This is a genomic window from Flavobacterium frigoris (genome assembly GCF_900111075.1).
Lineage (GTDB): Bacteria > Bacteroidota > Bacteroidia > Flavobacteriales > Flavobacteriaceae > Flavobacterium > Flavobacterium frigoris.
The window spans coordinates 166,796-183,726 of sequence record NZ_FOFZ01000001.1 but is presented as its reverse complement, the minus strand read 5'-3'; the positions used below and the strand labels follow the sequence as shown (position 1 = coordinate 183,726).

Sequence of the window (16,931 nt, the reverse complement as noted above, 5' to 3'; positions counted from 1 at the left end):
ACCCTATTCTCACGATATAAAATTAGTACAATGAAAAAAATTATAATATCATTTTTTCTTTTGGCTGTTACCTCAGGGTACGGCCAAGAGCTAAATTTGCCCGTAGCTACTCAATACTTGGCCGATAACCCATTTGTTATTTCGCCTACGTTTGCTGGTATCGGTGACAACCTTAGAATTAGAGCCAATGGTATGACTCAATGGGTAGGCATAAAAGACGCTCCTGAAAATCAATCTCTGTATGCTGATTTTAGGATAGCAGATCAGTCCGGAATTGGTTTTTCAGTGTATAATGATAAAAATGGATTCACCAGACAAACAGGGGCCAAAGTCTCCTTTGCACACCATATTATCTTAGATTATTATTCTAAGCAATACTTATCCTTTGGTATGTCTTATAACATTAATACCTTTAAAATTGACATAGGTGCCTTTGATCCAACTGATCCAGACCCTTATATTACTAACAACAGATACAATGCTAACAACAATTTTGACGTGGGTTTATTGTATAGAAACAAGGATTTTTATTTGAGTTTCAATGCCAGTAATATCTTAGATAAAAACATCGATAAGTCAAATAAAATTGAGCCTAGTCTACTTATAAATTATCAAATTTACTCTGGATATGTTTTCTCGAATAGCAATTACAACAGGGCAGAAATTGAACCATCGGTTTACTATCAATTGTTTGCCAGTGATGGAAGATCTAGTACGGATCTTAATGTAAAGTATCGAAAGTACAATCGCGATGATGATTATTATTGGGCCGGAGTTTCATATCGTTTTCTTAACGATCAGATAGGAAAGCCATTAAATCTTGGGCCAATGGCTGGTTTCAAGAAGTCTGGTTTTTATTTTGGATATTCGTATCAAATGACACTTAATGAGATTGCGGGATACAATACCGGAACACATGTAGTTACTGTAGGATTTGATTTCCTTCAAGGAGTCAGTAATTGTCCTTGTACACAAAGTCCAGTGCACGATTAATACAATTTGTCTCATGGATATTGCAAACTCGATCTATTTTAAAATAGGTCGAGTTTGTCATTTTTAGGAATTCCATACAATTGATGTATGGGAAAAGAAAGGCTGATAATGAATTCAATTACAACGATTTCGTTGATGTAAAACCGTTTTTTTTGTTTTTTTCGAATTTAGAAATACGCTAAATGCGTTATATTTGTGATTCTTTTAAACTAAAAACAGACCTGATGAAGACTTTAAACGATTTTGATTTCAAAAATAAAAAAGCAATAATACGTGTTGATTTTAACGTGCCTTTAGACGAAAATTTTAACGTGACTGATGCTACGCGTATAGAAGCAGCAAAACCAACTATAGACGCTATCTTAGCGCAAGGAGGAAGCGTAATTTTGATGTCACACCTAGGAAGACCAAAAGGAGTAGAAGAAAAGTACTCATTGAAGCATATTTTGAAAATAACTTCTGAAGTTCTTGGAGTACCAGTGCATTTCGTTTCTGATTGCGTGGGTGACCAAGCTACTGCTGCAGCTGCAAAATTACAGCCAGGCGACGTTTTATTATTGGAAAACTTACGTTTCCATAGTGAAGAGGAAGCGGGAGATGTTGCTTTTGCAAAACAATTAGCAGCACTAGGAGATATTTATGTGAATGATGCCTTTGGAACAGCGCACAGAGCACACGCTTCGACTACGATCATTGCCCAGTTTTTTGAAAATAAAAAATGTTTCGGATTGTTATTGGCCAAAGAAATAGAGAGTTTAAACAAAGTATTGAAAAATAGTGAAAAACCGGTAACGGCTGTTCTTGGTGGGTCAAAAGTGTCTTCTAAAATTACGGTAATTGAAAACATCTTGGATAAAGTAGACCACATGATTATTGGTGGCGGTATGACCTTTACTTTTGTAAAAGCCTTAGGTGGAAAAATTGGTAATTCGATTTGTGAAGATGACAAACAAGAATTGGCACTAGAAATCTTAAGATTGGCTAAAGAGAAAGGAGTGCAAATTCATATTCCAGTAGATGTGGTTGCCGCAAATGCATTTTCAAATGATGCCGAAACTAAGATTGTTGACGTAAATGAAATTCCTGATGGATGGCAAGGTTTGGACGCTGGCCCAAAATCATTAGCCAATTTCGAAAAGGTAATAATGGAATCTAAAACCATACTTTGGAACGGACCATTAGGCGTTTTTGAAATGGAAAATTTCGCTAATGGTACTATTGAACTTGGTAAATATATAGCAGCTGCTACTGCAAAAGGAGCTTTTTCTCTTGTAGGTGGTGGTGATTCTGTAGCGGCAGTAAAACAATTTGGTCTTGAGGACAAAATGAGTTACGTTTCGACAGGTGGAGGTGCAATGCTCGAAATGCTGGAGGGTAAAGTATTGCCAGGAATAGCAGCGATTTTAGAGTAGATACTCAGTTTTAACAATTTTTATAGAAGTTTGTAGTTATAACATATTATGTTTGTAAAAATAACGGTTCCTTAATCGTTTAGAATTAAGGATGTTGACAACATTAATATGACTATAAAAAATATATCACTATCCTTCATTTTATTAACATCAATTCCTTCGTTTTCGCAACAATTTGTAGAAAACAAAGGAATTGTTAGTATAGAAACAAATCTATCGTACCTAGATTCCATTAAAAAAACCTTCGTAAAAGACGATATGGCTGCTTGCGTAGACAGTTTGTGGATGAAGGAATTGACCAATCTAGAGTTGTACAATGACATCACCTCTGATATTGAAAATATCAATATGGATGCGAAGGTAGATTATGAATTGCCTACAGCGTTGTTAAAATCAAGATTGGAAGCCATGAACGCAAAATCACCTTTCAAGATTGAATACAATCAGAGTCTGGAAAACGTGATTAAATCCTTCCTGAAGTACCGTAAACATTCATTTGAACGATTAATGGCAATTTCAGAATATTATTTCCCCATGTTCGAAGAGGCTTTCGCCAAAGGAAATGTGCCATTAGAGATAAAATACCTTGCCGTTGTTGAATCAGCATTAAACCCGAAGGCAGTTTCTAGAATGGGAGCCACCGGATTGTGGCAGTTTATGTATCAAACGGGGAAGCAATACAACCTAAAGATCGATTCATATGTTGATGAGCGAAGTGATCCCTTAAATGCGACCGCTGCTGCTGCAAAGTATATGTCTAATATGTATTCCATATTTGGAGATTGGGAGTTGGTATTGGCATCGTATAATTCAGGACCCGGAAATGTGTCTAAAGCAATCAGACGATCTGGAGGAAAACAAAGCTATTGGGACATTAGAAAGTATTTGCCTAAAGAAACACAAGGCTATGTTCCTGCTTTTTTAGCAACGATGTACTTATATGAATACCACAACGAGCACGGAATAAAAGCAGATAGAGCAGTGGTACAGCACTTTGCCACGGATACAATAATGATCAAAAAGCAAATGTCATTCAAGCAAGTTGCTGATTTATTAGATGTTCCCGTTTCGCAATTGCAACTACTAAATCCGTCTTATAAATTAAATATCATTCCTTTTTATACAGACGAGAATCATTATTTAAGATTACCAACCGAAAAAATAGCAGCGTTTGTTTCGAATGAAGATAAAATGTATGCGTATGTACAACATGAAATAGACGTTAAGGAAAACCCTTTTAGAAATTCAAGAGCTATAGCAAAAAGTGATGAAAGCAGTACTGAAACAAAAACAGTTACCCAAACCAAAACAAAATATTACAAAGTAAGGCGAGGGGATAATCTTGGAGTGATTGCTAACAAGTATGAAGTCTCTGTTTCCGAAATTAAGAAATGGAACGGACTGAGAAGCAACTCCATTGCATACGGAAAAAGTTTAAAAATCATTACTACAGAAAGCGTTGTTCAAACCGTTAAAAAAGAGCCAAGGACGGAGATTGCTTCTGTAGACCTAAAAAAAGTAGCGAAGGAAGTTAAAGCTATAAAAGAAGTTAAGACTGATACAGTTGCTACTAGTAGTACCAATTATTATAGTGTTCAAAAAGGAGATAATTTAAATAGCATTGCTGAAAAAAATAACGTTAGCGTAGCACAATTAAAAGATTGGAATCACCTTAGTAACGCTTCAATTCAACTAGGAAGTTCTTTACTAGTTAAGGGTACTGAAAGTGACACTAAAGAAGTTGTTGCTTCTACACCAGAGTTGAAAAACATTGAATATACAGTTGAAAAGGGAGACAACCTTGGAAATATAGCAAAGAAATTTGGTACTTCTTTAGCAGATTTAAAAGAATGGAATCAGTTGTCAGATCATACTATCGTTTTAGGTAAGGTTTTGATTGTGTCCAAAAATGAAATTGCTATTAATACGGCGCAAGCCTCGGTTGATTCATTCAAAAAGAAAGACAAAACCGCTGCAGTCACTAAAAAAATAGCAAAGGATTATTTTGTTCAAAAGGGCGATTCTTTATATAGCATAGCCAAAAAATATCCGGGGATAACGATTTCAGATATTAAAAAATGGAACGGTATTCGAGATGAAAAAATCACACCAGGAATGAAATTAAAAATCAGCGGGTAGTAGGTATAGGGGGTTGATTGGGTTCTGGTTTTCTCATTTAAAGATTAAGTTAAAGCAACATGTAGGAGTGTTGCTTTTTTAGTTTTACTAAAAAGAGGAAATTTATTATAATAGTCAGTATTGAAAAATTTTTGTTTTGGATAAAACCCTTTTTTAATTCTAATTATTTGAATTGTGTTAAATGTATAAAAAGTGGAACGATATTCGCGATGAAATAATTAAACCCAGAATGAAGTTAAAAATTAGCGGATAACTCGTTTAACTTCTATAAATTTGGATTTTATTACAAAATGCAATTCGAATGAATAAATCCCTTTTTTTAATACTCTCGATCTCTGTTCTAGTTTTTTCTTGTAAAAAGGAGAATAGGGACGGTATTCGTAAAGCTACAGGAAAGGTCAACAACATTTCTGTTATAATTGATGATCAAGAGTGGAACGGCGAGATAGGAGACAGCATTAGAAATAAGTTTGCTTCTCCGGTAATTGGATTGCCACAGGAAGAACCTCGTTTTACTATAAATCAATATCCGGTTAAACTTATGGAAGGATTTATGGTGGACAGCCGAAACATTATTATAATAAAAAAGGAAAAAAATAATAATTTTGTCATAAAGAAAGATCAATACGCCGCACCTCAAAATGTGTTTCATATTTCAGGAAAAACTAGCGCTGATATTTTAGATATTATTGAAAAAAACACGCCTAAAATAATTCAAATTATAAGGCAGACAGAAATTGTGGAAAGCCAGAGAATTAATAAAAAATCGCTTCTTAACCCAAGAGTTGTTAGCAGTAAATTCAACATCAGCTTAGACATTCCGTCTGACTATGAATATATGGTTCAGGATTCTAATTTTATTTGGCTAAAGAAAGAATTAGTGAGTGGGAACACTAGCGTATTAATTTATCAAGTACCACTTAATGCTATACAAAACAAGGGTAATTTGATTTCAAATATTATTAAAACCAGGGATTCTATTGGTGCTTTATACATTCACGGAAAAGAGCCCGATACGGATATGATTACTGAAGAAGCGTATGCACCCTATTTTTTTAAGATTAAACTGGACGGAAAAGTAACGTATGAAATTAAGGGAACCTGGGAATTGAGGAATGATTTCATGTCAGGGCCTTTTATTAATTATGCCGTTTTTGACACAGAAAATAATAGAGTGTTGTTTCTGGAAGGATTCTGTTATTCACCATCAAAAGAAAAACGCGATTCGATGCATGAATTAGAATCCATTATAAAATCAGTTACCGTTTTTAAAAAGGAATTGTAAATTTGTGCCGCTTCCCAAACCTAAATTTTAAAATAAAAACAAACTATCCATGACAATACAATGGAAAATAAAGCCTTTTGAGGCACTTTCAGTAAACGAACTTTATGATTTACTTAAACTACGAAGTGAGATCTTTGTAGTGGAGCAAAATTGCGTCTATCTTGATCTTGATGGTAAGGATAAGCTGGCGTTACATCTTTTTGCAGAGTTTGAAGGAAAAGTGGTGGCTCATGCCCGACTTATCAAACCCGGAATCAGTTTTGATAACGCTTCGATAGGAAGAGTGGTTGTTGATGCTCATTACCGTGACCGAAAATGGGGACATGATTTGATGCGGGAAGCGATCGCTGGGATAGCGCAACATTACGGGGAAAGTAAAATAACCATAGGTGCTCAATTATACCTCAAGAAATTCTATGAAAGCCACGGATTTGTGCAAACTAGCGATATGTATCTTGAAGATGATATTCCACACATTGATATGAAAAGGGAGTAGAGCTATATTTGTACTAAGAAACGCAACGTTGCTTTCAAAATTATTCTCGTTTTCCAGAAAGGAATTTAGTTTCAACACCCTTATTAGCAAACTTTTTGACTAATAGACGTAACTATAGAAAAGCATTACATTTTCAATATGCTTTTATAGTCAGCGGTATTGTTTAAAATACCGATAGATTTTTTTATCTCAGAATTGGTTTTTACATAATATTGATAAAAACCTTCCTGATATTGATATCGTTTAATAATTTCATCAACAAGCAGACCTTTGATCTCTTCTTGGTTTTTATCCAATAGCATTTCTTCGCTTTTTTGTAGTGTTGCAAGGAGTTGTTGGTATTCTGTAATAATGGCGGCGTCTATCTTTTCTTTTTTGGCTACAGCCAAAGTATTTTTTAATGCCTGTTCTGTTTCCGTGTTGAAAGAGATTTTTTCAGTTTTTAAAAACTGTTTGAAATCTAAAAAGTCTGTATTCGAAAAAGAAGGTATCTGAATTCCTAAATTTGGATTTTTATAGTAGTAAGCAGTTGCAAAATTGAAAATTCCGTCATTTTTCAGCAATGCATTAGCAATGGTACTTGTTTTTGTTTCTTCCATTTGGATGTCTGGCAAAACACCGCCGCCGTCATATACGTTTCTTCCTTTTCTGGTTTTAAAGCTATTGTAATTTTTTTCATCCGTTCTGATGGCTGCTCCATTTTTGTCTTTATGGGCATAGTCTAAGGCTTGAATGCATCTTCCTGACGGAGTGTAATATCTGGAAATGGTTACTTTTAATTGGGTATCGTATGTTAATTCTATTTGTTTTTGTACTAACCCTTTTCCAAAACTACGACTTCCCACGATTACGGCACGGTCTAAATCCTGTAACGCCCCTGCAACAATCTCTGATGCCGATGCACTTCTATCATTTATGATAATAATCAATGGAATTTCCAGATCTACTGGTTCCATTGTCGTTTTATAAGTGTTGTTGTGTTTTTCGATTTTCGATTTTGTGGTTACGATAATTTCGTTTTTCGCGACAAACAAATTACAGATGTTAATTGCTTCATTTAGTAAACCTCCCGGATTTCCTCTTAGGTCTAGAATAATTCTTTCAGCGCCTTGTCTCTTTAGTTCTTCTAGCGCTTGTTTGGTTTCTAGGGATGCTTTTTTATTAAAATGAGACAAAACGATGTATCCTGTTTTTGCATCTATTTTCGAAAAAAACACGACTGATTTTATTTCGACTTCGTCCAGAATAATTTGTGCCGTATTTGTTTTTCCCTGGCGATTGTATTTTACGTCAATTTTAGTGTTTTTAGCTCCTTTGATCAATTGGGAGGCATCGTCTTTGAAGTCGGACAAAACAACATCTCCTATTTGTATGATTTCATCTCCGGGCTTTAAGCCAGCTTTGTCTGCAGGGAAATCTTTGTAGACTTCGCGAATTATTATTTTATCTTCTCTTCGGGTAATCAAAGCGCCAATTCCAGTATATTCTCCGGTATTGTTTATTTTAAACTTCACCACTTCTTGTTCATTAAAATAAACCGTATAGGGATCTAAGCTAGCTAACATACCTTTGATGGCATTGTTCATTAAATCGCCGGGATTTGTCTCATCAACATAATTAGTATTCAATTCCTTGAAAAGGGTCGTGAATATCTCTATTTGCTTTGCTATTTCAAAAAAGTCGTTTTTGAAACTGGCACCTAGAAATAATAATGCCGAAGCAACTACGGGAAGGATATATCTTTTTTTGAATATAGAAATCATGATTTTAATTTAAGATGTACTAAATTAGTAATAAATCATCAATAATGAAACTTGAAAAGGAGCAATCTCATATTCATAGGTTTAAAATAGTACGGATTATTCTTCTACAAGATCGTTATTTGTTTCTGACTGCTCTTTCTTACCGTGTTGTGCGATAAATTTTTCAAACAACTGGATCGTCTTGGTGTTGATCTCTTCATAAGACAAGCGGTCTTTGGTTTGGTAAAAAAACATGAAAGAATACGGCAAGTCTAAGTTGTCAGTAAGGATATGTTTGTTCAGGCGGTAGGTCTCGCGCAGGACACGTTTGAAATAATTTCTGTCTACTGCTTTTTTGAAGTTCCGCTTAGAAACAGAAACGCCCATTTTTATTTTCTCACCATCAATCGATGGTCCGCAATGGAACACGAGTCGTAACGGATATTTAGATATAGATTTTCCTTCAGAAAATAACAATCCTATTGTGATTTTACTTTTTAGTTTTTCTTTTTTGGGGTAAGTGAAATTCATTATTGTTAAAAACAGGGATTATAGGGTGCAAAGGTACAATTAAACCCTAAACGCTATTATTGTTTAGGAATTAAATAGCAGTAAAAATATATTTCCTACTTTTGTGGCTTAAATTTTTAGCATGGAAAAAATAATATCGTATCCCATATCTGTAATATATTATTTGTTATTTGGTCTTACGTTGGTCATTTTTCACCCTATTCAATGGGTTTGTTTCAATATTTTTGGATACCAAGCCCATAAAAAAAGTGTGGACTACATGAATTTTCTTTTCGTGAGATTCACGAACCTTTTGGGAACAACCTATAAATTTGAAAATATAGAAAGCGTGCCCAAAAATGCACCAATTATATTTGTTTCTAATCATCAAAGTATGTACGATATCATCGCAATGATTTGGTATCTACGTAGATTTCATTGTAAATTTGTAAGTAAGAAGGAATTAGGCAAAGGAATTCCAAGTATTTCCTTTAATTTGCGTCATGGAGGTTCTGTATTAATCGATAGAAAAGATCGTAAGCAAGCGATTCCTGCTATTAAAGGATTAGGGGAGTATATAGAAAAGTTCCACCGTTCGGCAGTTATTTTCCCAGAAGGAACTCGAAGTAGAACAGGGAAGCCAAAAGAGTTTGCGCAAACCGGTTTAAAGATATTATGTAAGAACACCCCTTCGGCTTATGTCGTTCCGATAAGTATAAACAATTCTTGGAAAATGGTTAAATTTGGATTTTTTCCATTAGGTTTGGGAAATCGCCTTACCTTTGTATTGCATAAGCCATTACTAGTCAGTGAATATGAGTTTGATGAATTAATGGAGAAGACAGAAAGCGAAGTAGTAAAAGGAATAAAATTTTAATTTATATAAAATGTCAATAAAAAACATTCGATTAGAAGTGATGCAGTTTTTGGAAAAAAATGTGGATACCTTCGTTGATCAGTACTTAATACCAGTTGAAAAAATTTGGCAACCATCTGATTTTTTACCTAATTCTGAAGGAGATAATTTTTTTGAAGAGGTTAAGGAATTAAGAGAAATTGCTAAAGATTTACCATATGATTTTTGGGTAACCTTAGTTGGTGACACGATCACTGAGGAAGCTTTGCCAACTTACGAATCGTGGTTGATGGATGTAGAAGGTATAGACCAAGTAGAAGGTGGAGGAAACGGATGGTCAAAATGGATCAGACAGTGGACTGGTGAAGAAAATCGCCATGGAGATATGTTGAATAAGTATTTGTACTTGTCAGGGCGTGTGAATATGCGTGAGATTGAAATGACAACACAACACCTTATCAATGATGGTTTCGATATTGGAACCGGAAGAGATCCGTACAAAAACTTTGTTTACACCAGTTTTCAAGAGCTTGCTACTTATGTTTCTCATAATAGAGTGGCACAAATGGCTAAGAAATATGGGGACAATAAATTGTCTAAAATGTGTAAAATGATTGCTGGCGACGAGATGCGTCATCATCATGCATACAGTGAATTTGTGAATAGAATTTTCCAAATAGATCCTAGCGAAATGATGCTTGCTTTTCAATACATGATGAAAGCTAAAATTGTTATGCCAGCGCATTTCTTGAGAGAATCAGGACAAAAAATTAGTACTGCTTTTGAGCAGTTTTCAGATTCTGCACAACGTATCGGAGTTTATACTGCAGCAGATTATGTTGATATCATGCAAAAGTTAATTGTAAAATGGGAAATAGACCAAATTACTGGATTAACAGATGAGGCAGAGAAAGCACGTGACTATCTAATGAAATTACCAGGGAGAATGGCTAGAATATCTGAGAGAATCGTTATTCCTCAAGAATCTCACATTTTCAAATGGGTAGAGCCTGCAAGATTGTAGGTTTTAGACAAGAGTACCGAATGTTGATTTTAGAATCAACCTTAAAATAAAATACAGATGTTGATTTTTAGAGTGTAGTAACTTTAGAAATCAACATTTTTTTATAAAATTATAAAAGATGGACAACACAGATATTATTAGCAAAACAATCATTTTTGTTAAAGAAAAATTGAAAAATGCCGAAGGTGGCCACGATTGGTTTCATATCGAAAGAGTCTATAAAAATGCCCTGCTGATTGCAAAGGATGAGGTTTGTAATGAGACCGTTGTAAAACTGGCGGCCTTGCTTCATGATATTGCAGATAGCAAATTCAATGATGGAGATGAAACTCTAGGTCCAGAAACAGCGAGAGCGTTTCTGGAGTCAGAAGATGTAGATGAAGCAATTATTGAGCACGTTATCAAAATTATAGAAAACATTTCCTATAAAGGCGGAAATTTTCAAAAAGAATTTACATCTGTCGAGTTAGATATTGTTCAAGATGCAGACCGTTTAGATGCCCTTGGAGCAATAGGAATAGCGCGAACGTTCAATTATGGAGGTTTTAAAAATAGAGTGCTGTACGACCCTAAAATTGCTCCGGATTTAAAAATGACAAAAGAGGAATATAAAAATAGCGATGCGCCTACGCTGAATCATTTTTATGAAAAGCTGTTCTTACTTAAAGATAAAATGAATACACCAACTGGCAAACAAATTGCCTTAGAGAGACACCGTTTCATGGAAATATTTATTTCTCAATTTTATGCGGAATGGGATGGGGAGAAGTAAGTGAGGAGTGTTCAGTTTTTTAGTGTTCAGTTTCTCGGGCTCTTAAAGTAGAACTGCTCTACTCAAAAAACTACTACTGATCACTAAATATCTGATCACTGAATACTATTAGATTATCAACATAAGCAACTGATTACTAAAAAACTGAACACTGAATACTACTAAATTATCCCTTTTTCTTTCATTTCGATAATCACATCCGAAGCATTTTTAAAAGTAGGCGCTTGCGTGATGATACTTCCCACTCTTTTTTTGTTGAGTTTAAAGGTAATGTCGTTTTCTGTAGTGAATAAAAGAGCGGTCAAAAATGGATTGTTCATATAAGGAGCCAATACTATAAAAGCTTCGTCAAGTGTATGAAAACTTTCGATTTCCTCTGTTTTGTACTTCGCGCTAAGGGAAAGACTAAAAACGTCATCTTCCAATAATACGGGTCGCACATAGATGTTTTTTAGTTCTGTGTCACCTATGGTCTTCGCCAAAGTTAATTTGGCATAAGTACCATTTTGGATACTTTCTTTAACACTTTCCCAAAATTGAACAAATACGGGTTGGAATGACATATAATTATTTTTTAGCTGTTGAATGATTCTCAGATCGAGTTTGCAAAATTAAGTTTTGTATGGCTAAATAACAGTCAAATATCGGAAAAGTTTGTTTTCTATCTACAATACCAATTAACATTCAAATTTACTGGAATAGAACGCCCTTTTTTTCTTTCTATTTCAACATAAAATAATACCGCAACAAAAGCTATAGTTTAATTTTCTGTTTTATTTAAAGAAAAAAATCATCATTTTGTTTTCTAATACATTCAAATACTTGAAAGTATAAAAAAGCAGATTCACGAATCGTATTGTCTGTAAATCTGCTGTTAACAGTTATTTTAGTCTAATAGAATTGTTTTATTATTCTCCCGTAAATCAGACTTTTATTTTTTTAATTTTACAAAATCATAAAATAGTTATATTCAATACCACTTTTACTTTAAGTAATATACAAATGGGGTGTTATCGTAATCTTTAGTTTTGAATTTTGTCAGTATTTCGGTTACCTGGATTGTCTTTATACCAATCTTGATATAAAGTCCCACCAGAATTTGCCCACTGTATAAAAAAGTTATAGGCTTCAGCAATATTAATTTTCTCTTTTGGAACTTTAAAATCATGTATAAAACTGATAGCCCATGGCATTCCCTTATCTGAGACATAGTTACCTTTGGTGTCGCGATTTGCACCTGTTATTTGAATGTGATTATCACCTAAAGATGTCGGTTTTGAATATGGTAAATGAATTTCCTTTTTTCGCTCTTTATTAGCTATTATAAATGGATTAAAGGGCGCTATTCCAAGGTCTATAGTGCTAATTGGTTGTGTAAACTTAATGGATATGGTGTGTTCAGTAAGTAGGTTACGAGCCGAATCGGTCAAAATAATGACAGCATGTTGCTGATTGGCTTCGGTTCCGTTGGCATTTATGGTAATATAATTTTCTGTCAAAATAGACCCAGAAACACTTTTTATTTGAGATGGGGATAGATTTCCTATTTCTATACCTATTCCGTCCGTAAATCCAGCTCCATTAGACTTTACATGACAGATAATGTCCATTTGTACTGCCAAATTTTGAGCGTTTAATTTCACAATTGCTTGATAATTTAAGGTCACATCGTTAAAATCGTAATCTCCATAGGAAGGCCATAAATCCTCAAAGGCAATGGTGCCTGTACCATATTTACTTGGAGTAAATAATTCAAAAGCTACAGCAGCATCTAGCGGAAACGCATCATCTTGGTCTTGAATACCATCACCATCTGAATCTACAACAGTATCTACTGTTGTGTAAACCCTAAAAGTAGATAAATCGTTTATTGTGCGTTTATAATCGGTATTGTTCTGTGCGCTTATTCCATAGACGTACTTCCACCCACCTGTTTGTGTATCCATTATGATTAGATCGGAGCTAGAAGCGTTGTTTGCGAGCCAAAGTTCTTCTTTAGAATCAAAAGTCATAGACGTCGGTTGAAAAGGCAAGTTATCGGCACTTATTCTAGTGCTTAGATATACGTTTGCCTGATCTAATTGTAATCTATATAATCCAGAAAAGGTACATAGAAACAAAGTTCCATCTTTCGCGAAAGCTAGATCTCCTCCACTAGTATCATGAAGTCCTTTAATCGTTCGTGGCGCACTAAGAGCTCCAGTAGTGGGATTAATCGTATATAGTTTATCTAGGTTAGAAAAATAAAGTAGTCCGTCTGTGGTATTAAAGTCTAATCGTGGGCCACTTATTCCTATGTTTTTGACCGTTGTCCATGAATTGTTAGCAATAGAATATTTCATTAGTGGGTACGGACTCTTATTTCCTATAGAATATACACATTTGTTGGATTGATCAATTGCACAGGTAACGCTTCCCATAGGCATGTCTGACAAGTAGGTTAGTTGTCCGTTTAAAGGGTTAACTTGAAATAGTTCAGCTGAACTATTTACACAATACAAATAATCATTTACGAGAGTCGTAGTAGTAGATTTTGAAACTGTAGCAGTAGATTTTCTAGTTGTAGCTGCTTTAGTATAGGTATATGGCGCTTCATCATTAATAATAAGAATAATTGTGGATGAAAAGTTGAGGTTGTTGTTTCTTCGAATGTACAATTTAGTGCAGTATCTGGGCACATTTATAGTTTGTACCAAAACTCCATTCACAGGAACACCTGAAAATAGTAACTTATTTAATATATCATTTCTGTAAACAGGTTCTGTAACGATCTCATTTGATTGATTTAAGAACGTTTGATTCCCATCGAAATAGGGTTCGTCGGAATAGGCATAGACATCATATTTAGTGTATTTTTCAACGTCATTAATAGTTATTTTAACTTGTCGGTATGTGCTAAAGTCAAACGTTTTGTTTGTAATAGTAGTGGTTGTATCGCCTTGACTTGTAGGATCATTTTGAACTTCTGGAGCACTACAAGAGTTTAGTAAAAGTAAAAACAAGAAAATCTTTATAAAATTAAAAAAGTGTGGTTTCATACTTGTTAATTACGGGTTATGATGACTATTAAACACTTTAAAGTTAACTATTTATGGCTAAAAGTAATTAATGAATTAGACCAGCACTATTTTACTGTCGGTAATTAGTTGTTTTCTGTAGTTAGATGGTTTTTTGCTTTAGGGGTATTTATATAAGCTAGTGAGAAAGTACTTTTTAATTAAGCGTATTGATGTTGCCATTGTTCATTTTTAATAATTGTTTTTCTAACAGCTATCGCTTCTCTCATTTCCAAATTATCGACTTAAATTTATTCATCTGACCAAGAATTTTAAAAGGCCTAATAATTTCTTGTTTAAAGCTGAAAGTATATAATTCTCCAATAAATTCTATTCTACAAATGCCATTCCATCAGGAACCTTTCCAGTTCCAATAGTACTTACAATTGTAAATGTCTTCATATCAATTACTTCAATTTTATTAGCATTGGAATTAGAAACGAAAGCATATAATCCATTGGGATGCATTAAAATATTTACTGGACGAGGAGTGTGGTACAGTATTCTTTCTAACAATGTTTTTTTACCATGGAGACTAATGGTCTTGATTTTCTTTTTGGATTTTTGATTATAAACAGAAATAGTGCCATCCATAGCATTAGCAACTAGGCAATATTTACCGTCGTTAGAGAATTTAAGCTTCAAAGGATCTTTCCCTGATCTTAATGTGTTTATAACCTGATTGTTTGTAGTACTGATAATAACAATTGAATTTTCGTTTTCGTTAGTAACCCATATTTCTGAACCATCGGGCGTTATATCAATGCCTTGTGTTCCTAATCCGCAAGGAATAATTTTAATAACCTTGTCAATATTTAGGTCGATAACACTAATGGAACCTGAATGATTATTAGTAACATAAGCCAATGGTTTAAAGGGATGAAGCACAAAAAAATGGCTTCCCTTTTGTTGAGTTGGTATTTTTTTTTCAACAAGTTTTGTTTCAATATTTACAACTAGTAAATCATTACTTATGTAGCTAATAAGACCAATTTTATTAGATTCTGGAAATGCAACAATGCCGTCTAGACCTGAATATCCTTTTGCAAGTTCTATTGTTTTTTCAACTGTATTATTTTTTGTATTTATAACGGTTATACTTTTGCGGACAATTTGATTGGTGCCGTAATTTGCAACCACAACTCTATTTGACCCAGATAATGTCGCTGCTTGATGGGATTCTATATCAATGGGAAATTCTGCTATTTCTTTACCATGAAGTAAATCAAAGACCTCAATATCTCTACTAGCTTTATTAACGATGTATAATTTCCCATTAGTTTGAATTGTATAAGAAGGGATTCTAACAAAATATCTTGTTGTCACAACTACTAAGAATAATATACCTAAGCTGTATATTAGTAATTTTATTTTTTTCATAAATGATTTTAGTCAACGAATGCTGTTTGATAATGACGTCATATAGGGTTTTTCTCTTCAACAAGAGTGTTTAACTTGCTCTTTTAGCACGTTCCCAATTTACGGATTGCGATTTTTTCATATATCTAAAAAATCCTAATACCACTGATAAATTCATTATGAAAAAGTAGTACGGTACAAACAGAATTTTTATCCTCGTCTCTCTATTCTCTAAGAACCAACCTAATAAAGCTGAAGCGTAAAAAAGTAATTGCAGCCAAAATAATACGGAATAAAACCCAAAAGATAAAAAGCCTTCTTTAGCTGCTAATATTGTTAAAATTGGAATTAGGAGAATGAGACACAAAGGTGTTAAACTCCAGCGTAAAACCCGATGGGAAATGTACTGAAATGAAAGCGTTCCATATTTAAAAATATTCAATAACGAACGTAATCTTACAATAGATTGAATTCCTCCCGCAGAAATCCTAATTTTGCGTTTAAATTCTTCTTTAACATTAGCAGAGGCGGTTTCTATGGCATAAGCTTCGGGGTCATATTGTATAGTGTAACCCTCTTGAGCGACTCTTAATGATATAATAAAGTCATCTAATATAGTGTCTTTTTCTACATGCTTGTAAAGCACTGTCCTAATTGCAAATAATTCTCCTGCTGCCCCAACAACAGAATATAATTCCGCATCCCATTTTTTTAGCGCCGATTCATATTTCCAGTAAATTCCTTCGCCTGCTCCAGAAGCCACATCACTTTCTTTATCAACAATTCTCTTTTCGCCAGAGACACAGCCTACTTTAGTACTACTAAATAAATTAACTATTCGTCTAATAGATTCTTTGCCTAGATTGGTATTGGCGTCACTAAAAATTACAATTGGTGTTTTTACAAATTCCATACCTCTGTTCATTGCTCCAATTTTTCCGTTTCTTTCCTCTAAATGATATACGGTTGTATTTGGATACCCTTTTAATAAATCGGGTGTTCCATCATCAGAACCATCTGTAACCCAAATAATATTTAGTTTTTCTTTAGGGTATTCCAGTGCTAAGGTGTTTTTCATTTTTGCGGCTACATAATCCTTTTCATTATATGCTGCAATAAAAAGCGTTACATCTGGTTCATAAGATGGATCGATCTTAACCTTATTTCCAATCTTCAAAAACCTTCTAATTTTGATAATTGTATATAGTAAAATGCCATAACCAACGTACGTGTAAACAATGATAAATAGTAATACCCAGCATATAATTTTTAGTGTTAACATAGCAT

General features: G+C 34.0%; 14 protein-coding genes. 8 read left to right on the top strand and 6 right to left on the bottom strand.

The window, feature by feature from the left end; genetic code table 11:
* The first annotated feature begins 30 nt into the window (after window positions 1-30).
* The 5 genes from BMW63_RS00765 (at window position 31) to BMW63_RS00745 (ending at window position 6,325) form a co-directional block, all read left to right on the top strand.
* Complete coding sequence (locus BMW63_RS00765) at window positions 31-993, top strand: PorP/SprF family type IX secretion system membrane protein (protein ID WP_074720250.1); 963 nt, start codon at window positions 31-33, stop codon at window positions 991-993.
* A gap of 224 nt (window positions 994-1,217) precedes the next feature.
* Window positions 1,218-2,405, top strand: coding sequence for a phosphoglycerate kinase (locus BMW63_RS00760; protein WP_074721111.1), 1,188 nt, complete (start codon window positions 1,218-1,220; stop codon window positions 2,403-2,405).
* Window positions 2,406-2,513: 108 nt separating this feature from the next.
* Window positions 2,514-4,544 carry a LysM peptidoglycan-binding domain-containing protein gene (locus BMW63_RS00755; protein ID WP_074720248.1) on the top strand — a complete coding sequence of 677 codons (2,031 nt, stop codon included), beginning with the start codon at window positions 2,514-2,516 and terminating at the stop codon, window positions 4,542-4,544.
* A 301-nt stretch (window positions 4,545-4,845) separates the two neighbouring features.
* Window positions 4,846-5,829, top strand: coding sequence for a DUF4837 family protein (locus tag BMW63_RS00750; protein ID WP_074720246.1), 984 nt, complete (start codon window positions 4,846-4,848; stop codon window positions 5,827-5,829).
* A gap of 49 nt (window positions 5,830-5,878) precedes the next feature.
* The gene (locus BMW63_RS00745) at window positions 5,879-6,325 is read left to right on the top strand and encodes a GNAT family N-acetyltransferase (RefSeq protein WP_074720244.1); all 447 of its coding nucleotides are present in this window, start codon (window positions 5,879-5,881) and stop codon (window positions 6,323-6,325) included.
* Window positions 6,326-6,450: 125 nt separating this feature from the next.
* On the opposite strand, the gene BMW63_RS00740 is transcribed toward BMW63_RS00745, so the two are convergent.
* Window positions 6,451-8,088 (bottom strand): S41 family peptidase, encoded by a 1,638-nt coding sequence (locus tag BMW63_RS00740; RefSeq protein ID WP_074720242.1) that lies wholly within the window; start codon window positions 8,086-8,088, stop codon window positions 6,451-6,453.
* Between the two features lie 96 nt (window positions 8,089-8,184).
* On the bottom strand, window positions 8,185-8,598 hold the full coding sequence (locus tag BMW63_RS00735) for a ribonuclease P protein component (protein ID WP_074720240.1): 414 nt from the start codon (window positions 8,596-8,598) through the stop codon (window positions 8,185-8,187).
* Window positions 8,599-8,719: 121 nt separating this feature from the next.
* Between BMW63_RS00735 and BMW63_RS00730 the strand changes: the two genes are divergently transcribed.
* The 3 genes from BMW63_RS00730 (at window position 8,720) to BMW63_RS00720 (ending at window position 11,229) form a co-directional block, all read left to right on the top strand.
* A complete protein-coding gene (locus BMW63_RS00730) occupies window positions 8,720-9,454 on the top strand; it encodes a lysophospholipid acyltransferase family protein (protein WP_074720238.1) in 735 nt (244 codons plus the stop codon).
* A 10-nt stretch (window positions 9,455-9,464) separates the two neighbouring features.
* Window positions 9,465-10,457 carry an acyl-ACP desaturase gene (locus BMW63_RS00725; protein ID WP_074720236.1) on the top strand — a complete coding sequence of 331 codons (993 nt, stop codon included), beginning with the start codon at window positions 9,465-9,467 and terminating at the stop codon, window positions 10,455-10,457.
* A 118-nt stretch (window positions 10,458-10,575) separates the two neighbouring features.
* Window positions 10,576-11,229, top strand: coding sequence for an HD domain-containing protein (locus BMW63_RS00720; RefSeq protein WP_074720234.1), 654 nt, complete (start codon window positions 10,576-10,578; stop codon window positions 11,227-11,229).
* 161 nt (window positions 11,230-11,390) lie between these two features.
* On the opposite strand, the gene BMW63_RS00715 is transcribed toward BMW63_RS00720, so the two are convergent.
* From BMW63_RS00715 to BMW63_RS00700, 4 genes are all read right to left on the bottom strand, one after another.
* A complete protein-coding gene (locus BMW63_RS00715) occupies window positions 11,391-11,792 on the bottom strand; it encodes a hypothetical protein (RefSeq protein ID WP_074720232.1) in 402 nt (133 codons plus the stop codon).
* A gap of 459 nt (window positions 11,793-12,251) precedes the next feature.
* Window positions 12,252-14,267, bottom strand: a complete 2,016-nt coding sequence (locus BMW63_RS00710; protein WP_074720230.1) for an LruC domain-containing protein — start codon at window positions 14,265-14,267, stop codon at window positions 12,252-12,254.
* 348 nt (window positions 14,268-14,615) lie between these two features.
* Entirely contained in the window at window positions 14,616-15,665 is a 1,050-nt protein-coding gene (locus BMW63_RS00705) for a YncE family protein (RefSeq protein ID WP_074720228.1), read from the bottom strand.
* Between the two features lie 70 nt (window positions 15,666-15,735).
* Window positions 15,736-16,926: a glycosyltransferase family 2 protein gene (locus BMW63_RS00700; RefSeq protein ID WP_074720226.1), complete on the bottom strand. Its 1,191-nt coding sequence runs from the start codon at window positions 16,924-16,926 to the stop codon at window positions 15,736-15,738.
* Between the last annotated feature and the right edge of the window lie 5 nt (window positions 16,927-16,931).

What these genes read in the sequence shown, in the direction of transcription:
- BMW63_RS00735 (WP_074720240.1), bottom strand. Translation starts at nt 8,598, where the DNA reads ATGAATTTCACTTACCCCAAAAAAGAAAAACTAAAAAGTAAAATCACA.
- BMW63_RS00750 (WP_074720246.1), top strand. Translation starts at nt 4,846, where the DNA reads ATGAATAAATCCCTTTTTTTAATACTCTCGATCTCTGTTCTAGTTTTT.
- BMW63_RS00720 (WP_074720234.1), top strand. Translation starts at nt 10,576, where the DNA reads ATGGACAACACAGATATTATTAGCAAAACAATCATTTTTGTTAAAGAA.
- BMW63_RS00705 (WP_074720228.1), bottom strand. Translation starts at nt 15,665, where the DNA reads ATGAAAAAAATAAAATTACTAATATACAGCTTAGGTATATTATTCTTA.
- BMW63_RS00755 (WP_074720248.1), top strand. Translation starts at nt 2,514, where the DNA reads ATGACTATAAAAAATATATCACTATCCTTCATTTTATTAACATCAATT.
- BMW63_RS00745 (WP_074720244.1), top strand. Translation starts at nt 5,879, where the DNA reads ATGACAATACAATGGAAAATAAAGCCTTTTGAGGCACTTTCAGTAAAC.
- BMW63_RS00700 (WP_074720226.1), bottom strand. Translation starts at nt 16,926, where the DNA reads ATGTTAACACTAAAAATTATATGCTGGGTATTACTATTTATCATTGTT.
- BMW63_RS00765 (WP_074720250.1), top strand. Translation starts at nt 31, where the DNA reads ATGAAAAAAATTATAATATCATTTTTTCTTTTGGCTGTTACCTCAGGG.
- BMW63_RS00710 (WP_074720230.1), bottom strand. Translation starts at nt 14,267, where the DNA reads ATGAAACCACACTTTTTTAATTTTATAAAGATTTTCTTGTTTTTACTT.
- BMW63_RS00760 (WP_074721111.1), top strand. Translation starts at nt 1,218, where the DNA reads ATGAAGACTTTAAACGATTTTGATTTCAAAAATAAAAAAGCAATAATA.
- BMW63_RS00740 (WP_074720242.1), bottom strand. Translation starts at nt 8,088, where the DNA reads ATGATTTCTATATTCAAAAAAAGATATATCCTTCCCGTAGTTGCTTCG.
- BMW63_RS00715 (WP_074720232.1), bottom strand. Translation starts at nt 11,792, where the DNA reads ATGTCATTCCAACCCGTATTTGTTCAATTTTGGGAAAGTGTTAAAGAA.
- BMW63_RS00725 (WP_074720236.1), top strand. Translation starts at nt 9,465, where the DNA reads ATGTCAATAAAAAACATTCGATTAGAAGTGATGCAGTTTTTGGAAAAA.
- BMW63_RS00730 (WP_074720238.1), top strand. Translation starts at nt 8,720, where the DNA reads ATGGAAAAAATAATATCGTATCCCATATCTGTAATATATTATTTGTTA.